Origin of the sequence: Altericroceibacterium indicum (assembly GCF_009828105.1) — a bacterium.
In the GTDB taxonomy this organism is placed as follows: Bacteria; Pseudomonadota; Alphaproteobacteria; order Sphingomonadales; family Sphingomonadaceae; genus Altericroceibacterium; species Altericroceibacterium indicum.
Map to the genome: position 1 here is coordinate 284,708 of NZ_WTYQ01000004.1, position 13,333 is coordinate 298,040.

Below are 13,333 nucleotides of genomic sequence, written 5' to 3' on the forward strand. Positions count from 1 at the left end.
CGGGCGTATCCGTTGATAGGCCTTAACCCTTGGCGTAATCCTTATAATTCAGGCTCTTTTGGTAAGCTATATGCGATATAGTTTGAGAGGATGAATGCCATAGAACACAAATTCGCACCCGCTCCGGGCGTTGTCTCCAACAGGCAGGCACGCACTGTTCCAATGCGATTGGAACTGGCCATTATCCTGCCTACGCTTAATGAACGGGATAATATCGCTCCGCTTGTCACTCGCCTGCATGGTGCACTGGGTGAAACAGGCTGGGAAGCGATCTTTGTGGATGACGACAGTAAGGATGGTACGGCTGAGGAAGTGCGCCGTATCGCGCAGTTCGATAAACACATTAGAGTGATTCACCGGATTGGGCGGCGCGGCCTGGCCAGTGCTGCCATTGAAGGCATGTGCGCCACTGCGGCGCCCTTTGTGGCGGTGATGGATGCTGACCATCAGCATGATCCAAAGTTGCTTCTCCCCATGCTGGAATCTGTGCGTAGCGGAGAGGCGGATATCGCTGTGGCATCGCGGTTTATCAGCGGTGCAAGTGTGACTGGTCTTTCCAGCGATGCACGGGAAAAGAACTCGCGCTTTGCCAATGCTCTGGCACGCAAGTTGACCGGCACGGATTTGAGCGATGCGATGAGCGGTTATTTTCTGCTGCCTGCCGTTACATTGCGTGCCCAAGCGGGCCGCCTTTCAGGGATCGGATTCAAGATCCTGCTCGACATTCTCGGCAGTGCGCATGAACCTCTCAAGGTTAAGGAATTTGCATTGGAGTTTGCTGAACGCGCCACCGGAGAAAGCAAATTGGACCATGGTGTGGGACTGGATTTTTTGGTTGGCTTGTATGAGCGCTATCTCGGGCGCTACATCCCCACGCGATTTGCACTATTCGGCACGGTAGGGTCCCTTGGTGTCGGGGTGCATATGGCGGTTCTCACATTGCTCTATCTGGCGCTGAGCGATGCTTTCATACTGGCGCAAAGTGTCGCGACCTTCACCGCGATGACCTTTAATTTCTGGCTCAATAATTTTCTTACCTATCGCGATCAAAAGCTGAGGGGGATTAAACAAATTCTGACTGGCTGGCTGAGCTTTTGCATCACCTGCATGATCGGGGCGGTCGCCAATGTCGGTGTCGCGTCTTTGTTGCAAGAGCGGGGTGTCTATTGGTGGGGGGCTGCTTTGATTGGCATCACCCTCGGTTCTGTCTGGAATTATGCTTTGTCGAGCCGCTTTGTCTGGGGCCGTTATAAATAGCCTGTCAGACCCAACTCGGCAGCCATGACCAAAAGCGGAAGGCACCTTCACCTGAGAGCGGAGCTGCGCTGAGGATCGGGTAGAAGAAGGCGAAAAACACTGTGGCCAAAGCAAGAACAGTGATCGGGATTGCCCGGCGTCCAGCCTGCCACATCTGGTCGAGCGCTATCGCGAGGGCTGCAAACAGAAAGCAGCTTGGCAGCAAATAGTGATAATAGAATTGAACAGGCTTGGGCGCGATAATCCACAGGCCGATGCTAGCGGCATAAAAGACGGCGACCGCGAATGCCGCGCGATTTTCCCTAAACAGGCCAGCCCATAAGCACCAGAGCAAAGCAGGAATACCGAGTAGAATAGTGAACGGATTGCCAATCATGAAGATGCCGCGTTGGGCACCATCAGATTCCCGGTAGAGATACCAGATCGGTTTGAGATTCAGCACCCATTGATACCACACGCTGCGATAGGGGTGATTGAGCTTGCCGACATTTTCCTGCAAATCGATCATATGCCGATGCGCGCCGATAAAACCCCACGGTGAAATCGGGTTATCTGCCATCAGAAATGCAGGCGTATAGGTCAGCCAATAGGTGACCAGTGGCAGAATACCCAGCCAGAGCGCCGCTTCTGCAAGGCTGATGCCGGGGATGGGGTGGCCTCTGGAGGTGAAGAACCCTTTCCACCCGGAACGCTTTATCCGAATGATCAGGAAGGCAAGCCCCGGCAGGATGGCAATGGGCAAAGCATTCCACTTCGCACCGATCGCGCAGCCAAGAGCAATACCGGCCACAATGAGCCGCCAACGCGCCTGTTCCGCTTCATGCATTGCAGCAGCGCACATCCACAGGGCGATCATCACAAAGCTCACCATAAAGATGTCCAGCATGGCGATGCGCGATTGTACAAAGAGCATGAAACCGGTGGCCAGCAGCCAACCGCCGGCCAGCGTCGCAAAGCGTGAAAGCGTGGCAAACCACAGCGCGCGCATGGCAGCAAAAAGCGCCAATGTGCCAAAGACTGCCGGGAAAAAGCGCCAGCCAAATGGATTGTTGCCGAAGAGCGCAATACCAGCGGCAATCAATTCCTTGCCAACCATGGGATGCTCAGGATTCAATTGATGTGACAGGTTGAGAATCGCGACGGCGGCGGCGGGATAATATGTTTCATCGAAATAGATGGCCGAAGGTATGGTCAGCCGGATGAAGCACAATATCCCAAAAGCGAGAGTGATGAGGCAGCTTGCGAGGACTGGGCCTCTCTCACGCAGGGCGGGTTGTTTCATAGAATGTGAATAGGTTGGGCATGTGTGAGGCGCAAGATTGCTGGTGGTGCTATCCTCAATTGTAACGGATACTTGCTCCGCACGCGGCTCAGTCGTAAGTGCAGCGCATCATGAAGAAGACCACCGGAACCGACCGCTCGATCACGTCCACATGGCGCCCGCAGACTCAAGCTGTCCGCGCAGGCACATGGCGTTCTGAACATGGGGAAACCAGCGAAGCGCTTTTCCTCACTTCTGGCTACACTTATGATGAGGCTGCCATAGCAGCGGCCCGTTTTGCCGGTGAGGCTGAAGGCATGACTTATTCGCGCCTGCAGAACCCGACAGTGCAGATGCTGGAAGAACGCATTGCGATGATGGAAGGGGCGGAGGCTTGCCGCACGCAGGCTTCGGGCATGTCCGCGATGACGGTGGCACTTCTGTCGCAGCTCTCCGCTGGCGATCATGTGGTGTCAGCACGCGCTGCCTTTGGTTCATGCCGCTGGCTGGTTGATAGTTTGCTGCCGCGCTTCGGCATTGAAACCACTGTGGTGGATGCGAGCGATAATGCCTCCTGGGAAGCGGCGATGAAGCCGAACACCAAGGTTTTCTTCTTTGAGACGCCGGCCAACCCGACAATGGATATTGCCGATCTGGAATTCATCTGCGGTTTGGCGCGTGCCAATGGCATCCGTACTCTGGTGGACAATGCATTCTGTACTGCCGCTTTGCAGCGCCCGATGGAGTTTGGTGCGGATGTTGTTGCCTATTCTGCTACTAAGCTGATGGACGGGCAGGGCCGGGTGCTGGCCGGGGCTGTTTGCGGCACTGAAGAATTCATCAATGAAGTCTTGCTGCCTTTCCAGCGCAATACCGGCCCGAACCTTTCACCGTTCAATGCCTGGGTGGTGCATAAGGGCCTTGAAACGCTGAGCCTTCGGGTGGAGCGGCAGAGCCAGAATTGCCTCGAAATCGCCCAAATGCTGGAAGGCAGGGTAGGCCGGGTGATGCATCCCTTCCTCGACAGTCACCCGCAGCAGGCGCTGGCCAAGAAGCAAATGGACAATTGCGGGGCGATTTTCAGTTTTGAAGTGGCAGATCGCAAACAGGCACACGCTTTGCTCGATGCTCTCCAATTGATTGATATTTCTAACAATATTGGTGATTCACGATCTCTGATGTGTCATCCGGCCAGCACGACTCATGCCAATATGGGTGAAGATGGGCGTGCCGAAATGGGTATCAAAGAGGGCATGTTGCGTCTGAATGTCGGGTTGGAAGATGTGCAAGATCTCAAGGAAGATCTGGATCAGGCGTTGAATAAGATCGGCCTCTAACCATCTGGTTAGTGGCCTCAAAAATGCGGCAGGGCAACACGGAGATATATGTTGGAACCCTTTGATTATTATGCCGCACTGGTTGACGGGTCGGACGATGCGATTATCGGCAAGGATCTGACCGGGAAGATCCTCAAGTGGAATCCCTCGGCCGAACGCATCTTTGGCTATACCGCCGCAGAAATGGAAGGGCAGCAGATCCAGCTGATTCTTCCGCCCGATGTCTATGATGAAGAAGAACGGATTTTCGAGCGCATCCGTTCTGGTGAGCGTGTCGGCCAGTTCTTCACCCGCAGGATTCATAAATCCGGTCGTCTGATGCATGTTTCGGTTACGATCTCCCCGGTTCGCAACGAGCAGGGCGAGATTGTTGGGGCCAGCGCCATCATCCGCGATGCTACTGAATATATGGCGCGAGATATTCGCCTGCGCGAAAGTGAAGAGCGCTTTCGTATGATGGCCGAAAACATCTCGCAGTTGGCATGGATAGCGGAAGCTGATGGCGGCATCATCTGGTATAATCGGCGCTGGTATGATTACACTGGTACCAATCCAGTTCAGATGCAGAGTGGTTCTGGTTGGAAACCTTTCCTGCACCCGGACTACCAGCAGCGGGTGAACAATGGCCTGCGTGAGTGTGTAGAAGCTGGCGATGCATGGGAAGACACTTTCCCTTTGCGCGGGGCGAACGGGCAATATCGTTGGTTTTTATCCCGCTCCAAACCGATCACGGATGCTGATGGCCGGGTGATGTATTGGTTTGGCACGCACACCGATATTACCGAGCAGCGTGAGCAGGAAGAGCAGATCCGCCTGTTGCTGATGGAAGTGAATCATCGCTCCAAGAATATGCTGACCACGGTTCAGGCACTTGCCCGTCGCAGCGCCAAGGACGATAAGGGCTTTATTGCCCGGTTTGAAGACCGGGTGCGCAGCCTTGCCGTCAATCAGGATATATTGGTACGCCGGGAATGGCGTGAAGTGCCCATTGCCGAATTAGTCCGCCTGCAACTCGGCTTTGTTGAGGAAGCACGCGGCGAGTTTACTGTCACTGGGCCGGAATGCGCGCTGATGCCACGTGCTGCTGAAGTGATCGGCATGGCTTTGCATGAACTGGCCACCAATTCGCTCAAATATGGTGCCCTTTCCGTAGATGGTGGCAAGGTGGCGATTGACTGGCGCTGTGCTGACAAGAGCGGGGTGTTCTCTATTCATTGGACTGAAAGTGGCGGGCCTGAGGTGGTGGAGCCGAGCCATCACGGTTTTGGAACCACGCTCATCCGCGATGTTCCGAGGCATAATCTTGGCGCAACTGTGGAGTTGGACTATAAACCCGATGGCCTTTCATGGTCGCTCAAGGGCAAATGCTGTTCAGCCGGTTAACTGGTATTCCTTCTGAATAGGCTGGTGAGGGGTTGCAGCTGGAACGAATAAGGCTAGGTTCGGAGCTATGGTCGATACAATCCGGAGCCTCTTTCAGCACACCGCCATCACACATGGCGTTGCGGTGCATGTCGGCGTCAATTTCATGCCCGAACAATCGCGGGTCGATCAGGGCAAGTGGTTCTGGGTCTATCATATCAGGCTGGAAAACCGTACGGGAGATGTCGTGCAATTGCTGTCTCGGCACTGGCGCATTACGGATTCGCAAGGCTTGGTGAATATCGTTGATGGCGAAGGTGTTATCGGTGAAACACCCGTGCTTCTGCCTGGTGAAACCTACGATTATGTGTCAGGTTGTCCGCTTGGTACGCCGCATGGCTCAATGGAAGGCCACTACACCTTTGCAAGGGAAGGCGGTGGTCAATTTGAAGTGGCTATTCCCTTCTTTCCGCTATCTGCGCCTGCCACGGCTGATTGACTTCGCGTACCTGTTCAACCCATCCATAAAACCCAGGCTCTTGCGCTGCGGATCGTGCTCTCATAAGCATGGCGCATGAAGCGTACCCATTTGCCGCTCAACGCTCTGCGCGTTTTCGATGCTGCTGCTCGCCATCTTTCGTTTACCCGCGCGGCTGACGAACTGGCGGTGACGCCTGCTGCTGTCGGTCAGCAAATCCGGGCTCTTGAAGATGTGCTCGGTGTTGTGCTGTTCCGTCGCACCAGCAAAGGGCTGGAACTGACTGATGAAGCCACCATGGGTCTTGACCCTTTGCGAGAAGGGTTTCTGCGGTTTGAAGAAAGTGTTCAGGCCATGCAGGCTGGCCAGTCGAGCCATCGCTTCACCATAGCTGCACCGGCTGAATTTTATGCCCAATGGCTAGCCCCGCGTTTGGCTGATTTTCGCCGCTCCCATCCAGAAGTACGGTTTCAGTTGGTGGGCGGTGAAGAGGTCGATTTTACCGAAGCCAATCTTGATATTGCTGTCCGCCTTGCTGAGGGGCCGGGCGACCTGGAAGGCGTTCGTCTGTCTGAGCCGCGTAAGGTGACAGTCGCGATTGATGGAGCGCCTGATGATTGGATCGTATGGCCCGGTGCCCCCCTCCCGGATGATGCTGAGCCAGTGTTACAGGTCAGCGATGCAGGCCATGCGCTCAATTCTGCACTTGCCGGTCTTGGTAAAGCCGTTCTGCCACTGCTTCTGGTCGAAAAAGCGATAGAGGACGGGCGATTGAAGGTTCTCGAGGGGCCAAGTGAGGGGCAGCGCGCTTATTGGCTGGTTGCTCCACGTCCACAATGGCGCCAGGCCAAGGTTAAGACGCTTGTCAGCTTTTTGGGTTTTTGAATGACTGAAGGGGCAGACAGGCGCGATACGCCAGAAATTCGAACATCACGCTACACTTTGCGCAAACTTGTGCGTGAAGATGCTGCGGCATTGTTCCCGAGCTTTTCAGATGATGACATGATGAAGTGGTGGAGTTGCGGCCCCTTCATCAGCGTGCAGGCGCTGGCAGATTGGCTTGTGCCTGAAAGTGGTTGGGACAAAGGCCGGAGCTGGGCGATTACCGACCATGATAGCGATCTTGCGATTGGTCGTCTGGCTGCGATCGATATGGGGGATGACGTTACCGAACTGGGGTATCTGATATCGAAGGAACGCCAAGGCGAGGGAATCGCAACTGAGGCGCTTTCCTCACTTGTCGCGCATCTTTTCCATGATGAGAAGCAAAGGCGTGTCTACGCTGATGTCGATCCAGATAATGTTGCATCGAATAAGATACTGGAAAAGCTTGGGTTTACTCTGGAAGGGCGGCTGAGAGAAGCATGCACCACTCATATTGGGCGGCGTGATAGCTTGATCTGGGGAATGCTCGATCATGAGTGGCAAAAAAGATGATATTGAGAAAATTAGCTCATATTGTTTAGGAAGGTATCATTGTGATTCCTCACGGAATATAATAATACGCTAAAAGCAAGCCGTTTGAATGGCATGTTTGCGGGTTGTATTTATGTTCGCCCAGAAGGCTGAAGCCCAGGCGATATGACCTAAAAGGCTTGTTGTGGAACACAGCCGTTGTGAGGCAGCACGCAGAGGTGAGCCGATGACGATTACGAAACCTGTAAACTCACCGGGCCTGACATGTTCAGATTCTTCGGTTGTTCAGGTATCGTCACAGATGGATGGCATCGCAATGTGCAGCGCGAGTAATGAACGTCGTGATGAACAGCGGCATATTACTATCTATCGCCCGTGCTGTGTCGAAACCGCTTCTGGGGATTGTTGCATCGGCATCATCCGTAATATTTCAGACAGCGGCGCGCAGATCGAGACTCCATGCCTCGCGCCGGTTGGCAGCCAATTGACGTATTTCTGGGATGGCGGCCCTGTTTTCAAAGCAGAAGTGGTATGGGCGCATGATGGGCGTATCGGCCTTCATAATATTACTGTGGAGGAGGTGGCTGGTGCAGGCCACTTCCCCGCGCGTGCCATCCGGGTTCCTACTGATCTGCCTGCAACCATATGGCATGGTTCTGGCTGTTGCTCGGTAAGGGCCCACAATATCTCGCAAAAGGGCGTGATGGTGCTGGGCCTATCGCCTTTGATTGGCAATACGCTTGTGACTGTAGAGATAGGTGGTTTTTCGTTCCCTCAGGCATCCATTCGCTGGCGCGAAGGGCGTAAAGCGGGAATTGGCTTTGAAAAGTCAGTCCCGATCAAATGTCTGATGGAAATTCTTGCCGGTGACACGACAATCGCCTGTACTGGCTGATGCCCAGACGTGCATGGGCACCGTACATTGCGTTACGCCAAAATGGTCTCTGAACATTGATGCCCCTCTGGATGAAAGGGCGAAGTAAATCCGGGAGCGAAGGATCGCCCCCGGATTCGAATTCTCACGCTTCGGCGAGATTGATTGCAGAAGCCTTGCCGTTGCGGCCCTGTTCAATATCATAAGACAGGCGCTGATCTTCTTTCAGCGTGGTCATGCCAGCAGCCTGAACGGCTGAGATGTGAACGAAGCTGTCGCTGCCACCTTCTTCAGGCTCGATGAAACCGTAGCCTTTGTCCTGATTGAAGAATTTTACTTTACCGATAGGCATATGTCGTTCCCTTTCATGAAACGTTAGAAGCGCTGCACAAAGTGCAGCACTGGATCGTGCGTCAGGTCGTAAGATGAAAGGAAGTCGCCGAAGGGTAAAGACAGCCAGCGTGAAGCTTACTGTTAATAACAAAAGGGCCGAAATCCGTCGCAAATTTTCGACGTCAGCAGTGCCTTGTAACATGACCGGTGCCATTCACCTAATTTTCTTTCAGCAGCCCTGGTGGCGATACCCTTGTGATGGGCGCTTAGAGCCAGAAGAGTGCGGCCTCAGGGGCAAGGTTGGATCTTGTTGGCAATGCGCCTCTATATAGGGTCTATATAGGGCGCTCTGGGGGCGCAGAAACTTACTTGGAATGGGGGTGGGATAATCGTGGCAAAAATCAGAATGGATTCGCCAATAAACTATACTAGGTTGCCCACCCTGGTGCCGAAAACGAACTGTAAGGCGGTTCGAGGGCGGTCGAACGCCATTATAAATCAATTCAACCAATGACTTACTTTAGAATCTCACATCGAATGAAGAAAATTTCAAAAAAGTGTGTTGACCGAATCTGGGGTTAGTCCTAGAGGGGCTTCACCGACACGGGGACGGCGCTTCTGGCGCTACTGAGTTGGTCGCCAACATTGATGGGATAGCAATTCCCCTGGGATTTAATTTCAGGGACTGATTGCTGTCTTTGTTGTTGGGGTTCTTTGACATTGTTGATTGATTGATGAAGGGACATGTGGGCGACGGCGCCCGGTCCGGGGGTTTTAAGGCTCCGGATACCGGTATTTAAGTCGTTACCTTACATAGTCCTTCGTATCCATTACGTTTGATAGATGCAGGTAATCGGCTCCTTGAACGTTGGTATGATGGCTGGCTTTGGCTGGTTATTGTATTGATGCACTCAAACTTGAGAGTTTGATCCTGGCTCAGAACGAACGCTGGCGGCATGCCTAACACATGCAAGTCGAACGAACCCTTCGGGGTTAGTGGCGCACGGGTGCGTAACGCGTGGGAACCTGCCTTAAGGTTCGGAATAACAGTTAGAAATGACTGCTAATACCGGATGATGTCTTCGGACCAAAGATTTATCGCCTTAAGATGGGCCCGCGTTGGATTAGGTAGTTGGTGGGGTAAAGGCCTACCAAGCCGACGATCCATAGCTGGTCTGAGAGGATGATCAGCCACACTGGGACTGAGACACGGCCCAGACTCCTACGGGAGGCAGCAGTGGGGAATATTGGACAATGGGCGAAAGCCTGATCCAGCAATGCCGCGTGAGTGATGAAGGCCTTAGGGTTGTAAAGCTCTTTTACCAGGGATGATAATGACAGTACCTGGAGAATAAGCTCCGGCTAACTCCGTGCCAGCAGCCGCGGTAATACGGAGGGAGCTAGCGTTGTTCGGAATTACTGGGCGTAAAGCGCGCGTAGGCGGTCTATTAAGTCAGGGGTGAAATCCCGGGGCTCAACCCCGGAACTGCCCTTGAAACTGCTAGACTAGAATCTTGGAGAGGTCAGTGGAATTCCGAGTGTAGAGGTGAAATTCGTAGATATTCGGAAGAACACCAGTGGCGAAGGCGACTGACTGGACAAGTATTGACGCTGAGGTGCGAAAGTGTGGGGAGCAAACAGGATTAGATACCCTGGTAGTCCACACCGTAAACGATGATAACTAGCTGTCCGGGTTCACAGAACTTGGGTGGCGCAGCTAACGCATTAAGTTATCCGCCTGGGGAGTACGGTCGCAAGATTAAAACTCAAAGGAATTGACGGGGGCCTGCACAAGCGGTGGAGCATGTGGTTTAATTCGAAGCAACGCGCAGAACCTTACCAGCGTTTGACATCCCGATCGCGATGAGAGGAGACTCTTTTCTTCAGTTCGGCTGGATCGGTGACAGGTGCTGCATGGCTGTCGTCAGCTCGTGTCGTGAGATGTTGGGTTAAGTCCCGCAACGAGCGCAACCCTCATCCTTAGTTGCCATCATTTAGTTGGGCACTTTAAGGAAACTGCCGGTGATAAGCCGGAGGAAGGTGGGGATGACGTCAAGTCCTCATGGCCCTTACACGCTGGGCTACACACGTGCTACAATGGCGGTGACAGTGGGCAGCTAGTTCGCAAGAACATGCTAATCTCTAAAAACCGTCTCAGTTCGGATTGTTCTCTGCAACTCGAGAGCATGAAGGCGGAATCGCTAGTAATCGCGGATCAGCATGCCGCGGTGAATACGTTCCCAGGCCTTGTACACACCGCCCGTCACACCATGGGAGTTGGTTTCACCCGAAGGTAGTGCGCTAACTCGCAAGAGAGGCAGCTAACCACGGTGGGATCAGCGACTGGGGTGAAGTCGTAACAAGGTAGCCGTAGGGGAACCTGCGGCTGGATCACCTCCTTTCTAAGGATTAGTACGAAAGCGCCAGCCCTTGCGGTTGGAAGAGCTTCGCACTTTTTCAAAGAACATTGCCGTCGTCCTCATGTCCTTTCATCACTGGAGATTGTTACAGGCGCTTTACTGCGCATGTGATAAATGCCTGAGCTGGCTCACGCCGCCCGCGGCTTGGCAATTCTATTGTATAGAATTGAGAGCTTGTGATGGCGCGATGGGCCGGTAGCTCAGGTGGTTAGAGCGCACGCCTGATAAGCGTGAGGTCGTAAGTTCAACTCTTACTCGGCCCACCATAGATTTTAAAGTTTGGTAGGGGGCCTTAGCTCAGCTGGGAGAGCACCTGCTTTGCAAGCAGGGGGTCATCGGTTCGATCCCGATAGGCTCCACCATTTATGTGGCCTACCGCTGCGCTGCTTGAGGCGTTTAAGCGCCTATCGCTTACGCTACTTGAGGCGCATTCTTTACACTCCAGTGTATGAAATACATCTGATCCCGCCCGGCTTTGGCCAGGGTGTGGTAGCGAAGAGATCTGCTCTTCGCGTCTTTGACATTGTGAATGGGTTTTTAATCGATGCCGTGGCGCATGGATTTATATTGGTCTACGGACTGATGTGATCATGCGACACAACAGATATTTTATGTCTGGCTGAGATAACGTCCGCAACAAAAGCTACAGGTTAGTAGCATGGGTTTGAGGACTTGCTGGTTTATGCAAGCAGCAAGTTTTATCACTCTCAGGCCTGTCGTTGATGGTGTGGATTCTCAAGCGTGAGGTAAGAGCATTTGGTGGATGCCTAGGCATGTACAGGCGATGAAGGACGTGGCACGCTGCGATAAGCGTCGGGGAGTTGTGAGCAAACTTTGATCCGGCGATTTCCGAATGGGGAAACCCACCTTCACCATTTCTCTCGTTGTTCGAGCAATCGGATAATGAGCGAGGTGGATAGGGTATCACCTTAGTGAATATATAGCTTTGGTGAAGCGAACCCGGAGAACTGAAACATCTCAGTACCCGGAGGAAAAGACATCAACCGAGATTCCGTTAGTAGTGGCGAGCGAACGCGGACCAGGCCAGTGCTTCTCATTCAATTAACAGAACACTTTGGAAAGAGTGGCCATAGCGGGTGACAGCCCCGTATGTGAAAATGATGTGAGAAGACTCGAGTAGGGCGGGACACGTGAAATCCTGTCTGAACATGGGGGGACCACCCTCCAAGCCTAAATACTCGTACATGACCGATAGTGAACTAGTACCGTGAGGGAAAGGTGAAAAGCACCCCGATTAGGGGAGTGAAACAGTACCTGAAACCGAATGCTTACAAGCAGTTGGAGCCTCTTTAGGGGGTGACAGCGTACCTCTTGCATAATGGGTCAGTGACTTAATCTACCATGCAAGCTTAAGCCGATAGGTGTAGGCGCAGCGAAAGCGAGTCTGAATAGGGCGACAGAGTATGTTGGATTAGACCCGAAACCCGGCGATCTATGCATGACCAGGATGAAGGTGCGGTAACACGCACTGGAGGTCCGAACCGTTTAATGTTGAAAAATTATCGGATGAGTTGTGCTTAGGGGTGAAAGGCCAATCAAGCCGGGAAATAGCTGGTTCTCCGCGAAATCTATTGAGGTAGAGCGTCGGATGTATGCCGTTGGGGGTAGAGCACTGGATGGGCTAGGGGGTCGCGAGATCTACCAAACCTAACCAAACTCCGAATACCAACGAGTCTTATCCGGCAGACAGACGGCGGGTGCTAAGGTCCGTCGTCAAAAGGGAAACAGCCCTAACCTACAGCTAAGGTCCCCAAGTCATCACTAAGTGGGAAAGCATGTGGGAATCCCAAAACAACCAGGAGGTTGGCTTAGAAGCAGCCATCCTTTAAAGAAAGCGTAACAGCTCACTGGTCTAAATAAGGGTTCCTGCGGCGAAAATGTATCGGGGCTAAAGTGATGCACCGAAGCTTAGGGTTCAGAATTTATTCTGAGCGGTAGCGGAGCGTTCCGTAAGCGAGTGAAGCTCAAGGGTAACCGAGGGTGGACGTATCGGAAGTGCGAATGCTGACATGAGTAGCGATAAAGAGGGTGAGATGCCCTCTCGCCGAAAGACCAAGGGTTCCTACGCAATGCTAATCAGCGTAGGGTGAGCCGGCCCCTAAGACGAGCCCGAAGGGGGTAGTCGATGGGAACCACGTTAATATTCGTGGGCCTGAAGATGTGTGACGGATTGTGGAAGTTGTTCGATCTTAACGGATTGATCGGGCAGCCAAATAGTCCCAGGAAATAGCCTCTTCATATAGACCGTACCCGAAACCGACACAGGTGGTCAGGTAGAGTATACCAAGGCGCTTGAGAGAAGTATCCTGAAGGAACTCGGCAAATTGCCTCCGTACCTTCGGAAGAAGGAGGCCCTGTCTTAAGGCAACTTTTGGCAGGGGGCACAGGCCAGGGGGTAGCGACTGTTTATCAAAAACACAGGACTCTGCTAAGTCGGCTTCAAGACGACGTATAGGGTCTGACGCCTGCCCGGTGCTGGAAGGTTAAGAGGAGGAGTGCAAGCTCCGAATTGAAGCCCCAGTAAACGGCGGCCGTAACTATAACGGTCCTAAGGTAGCGAAATTCCTTGTCGGG

General features: G+C 53.2%; 9 protein-coding genes, 2 tRNA genes and 2 rRNA genes. 11 read left to right on the top strand and 2 right to left on the bottom strand.

Translation table 11 applies throughout. The features are described from left to right. The first annotated feature begins 162 nt into the window (after positions 1-162). Positions 163-1,257: a glycosyltransferase gene (locus tag GRI39_RS12140; RefSeq protein WP_160740018.1), complete on the top strand. Its 1,095-nt coding sequence runs from the start codon at positions 163-165 to the stop codon at positions 1,255-1,257. 4 nt (positions 1,258-1,261) lie between these two features. On the opposite strand, the gene GRI39_RS12145 is transcribed toward GRI39_RS12140, so the two are convergent. Continuing rightward, a complete protein-coding gene (locus tag GRI39_RS12145) occupies positions 1,262-2,539 on the bottom strand; it encodes a phospholipid carrier-dependent glycosyltransferase (RefSeq protein ID WP_160739980.1) in 1,278 nt (425 codons plus the stop codon). A 110-nt stretch (positions 2,540-2,649) separates the two neighbouring features. On the opposite strand from GRI39_RS12145, the gene metZ reads away from it, so the two are divergent. From metZ to GRI39_RS12175, 6 genes are all read left to right on the top strand, one after another. After that, positions 2,650-3,855 (top strand): O-succinylhomoserine sulfhydrylase, encoded by a 1,206-nt coding sequence (gene metZ / locus GRI39_RS12150; RefSeq protein WP_160739981.1) that lies wholly within the window; start codon positions 2,650-2,652, stop codon positions 3,853-3,855. Between the two features lie 48 nt (positions 3,856-3,903). Next, positions 3,904-5,238, top strand: coding sequence for a PAS domain S-box protein (locus GRI39_RS12155; protein WP_160739982.1), 1,335 nt, complete (start codon positions 3,904-3,906; stop codon positions 5,236-5,238). Positions 5,239-5,317: 79 nt separating this feature from the next. Then, complete coding sequence (gene apaG / locus GRI39_RS12160) at positions 5,318-5,716, top strand: Co2+/Mg2+ efflux protein ApaG (protein WP_160740019.1); 399 nt, start codon at positions 5,318-5,320, stop codon at positions 5,714-5,716. A 75-nt stretch (positions 5,717-5,791) separates the two neighbouring features. Further along, positions 5,792-6,580, top strand: coding sequence for a LysR substrate-binding domain-containing protein (locus GRI39_RS12165; RefSeq protein WP_160739983.1), 789 nt, complete (start codon positions 5,792-5,794; stop codon positions 6,578-6,580). Next, complete coding sequence (locus GRI39_RS12170) at positions 6,581-7,132, top strand: GNAT family N-acetyltransferase (protein WP_160739984.1); 552 nt, start codon at positions 6,581-6,583, stop codon at positions 7,130-7,132. Positions 7,133-7,337: 205 nt separating this feature from the next. Further along, complete coding sequence (locus GRI39_RS12175) at positions 7,338-8,006, top strand: PilZ domain-containing protein (RefSeq protein WP_160739985.1); 669 nt, start codon at positions 7,338-7,340, stop codon at positions 8,004-8,006. A gap of 124 nt (positions 8,007-8,130) precedes the next feature. Here the strand turns inward: GRI39_RS12175 and GRI39_RS12180 are convergent, their stop codons facing one another. Next, positions 8,131-8,337, bottom strand: coding sequence for a cold-shock protein (locus tag GRI39_RS12180; RefSeq protein WP_160739986.1), 207 nt, complete (start codon positions 8,335-8,337; stop codon positions 8,131-8,133). A gap of 894 nt (positions 8,338-9,231) precedes the next feature. Here GRI39_RS12180 and GRI39_RS12185 point away from each other — a divergent pair. The 4 genes from GRI39_RS12185 to GRI39_RS12200 form a co-directional block, all read left to right on the top strand. Further along, positions 9,232-10,720: ribosomal RNA gene (locus GRI39_RS12185) — 16S ribosomal RNA — on the top strand. Positions 10,721-10,927: 207 nt separating this feature from the next. After that, a tRNA-Ile gene (locus GRI39_RS12190) sits at positions 10,928-11,004 on the top strand. 20 nt (positions 11,005-11,024) lie between these two features. Next, positions 11,025-11,100: transfer RNA gene (locus GRI39_RS12195), tRNA-Ala, on the top strand. Positions 11,101-11,474: 374 nt separating this feature from the next. Further along, positions 11,475-13,333 (top strand): 23S ribosomal RNA (locus GRI39_RS12200); the annotation flags it as partial.

Excerpts from the sequence above, each read along its gene's own strand:
- GRI39_RS12140 (WP_160740018.1), top strand. The coding sequence starts at position 163 with ATGCGATTGGAACTGGCCATTATCCTGCCTACGCTTAATGAACGGGAT.
- GRI39_RS12145 (WP_160739980.1), bottom strand. The coding sequence starts at position 2,539 with ATGAAACAACCCGCCCTGCGTGAGAGAGGCCCAGTCCTCGCAAGCTGC.
- metZ (WP_160739981.1), top strand. The coding sequence starts at position 2,650 with ATGAAGAAGACCACCGGAACCGACCGCTCGATCACGTCCACATGGCGC.
- GRI39_RS12155 (WP_160739982.1), top strand. The coding sequence starts at position 3,904 with ATGTTGGAACCCTTTGATTATTATGCCGCACTGGTTGACGGGTCGGAC.
- GRI39_RS12165 (WP_160739983.1), top strand. The coding sequence starts at position 5,792 with ATGAAGCGTACCCATTTGCCGCTCAACGCTCTGCGCGTTTTCGATGCT.
- GRI39_RS12170 (WP_160739984.1), top strand. The coding sequence starts at position 6,581 with ATGACTGAAGGGGCAGACAGGCGCGATACGCCAGAAATTCGAACATCA.
- GRI39_RS12175 (WP_160739985.1), top strand. The coding sequence starts at position 7,338 with ATGACGATTACGAAACCTGTAAACTCACCGGGCCTGACATGTTCAGAT.
- GRI39_RS12180 (WP_160739986.1), bottom strand. The coding sequence starts at position 8,337 with ATGCCTATCGGTAAAGTAAAATTCTTCAATCAGGACAAAGGCTACGGT.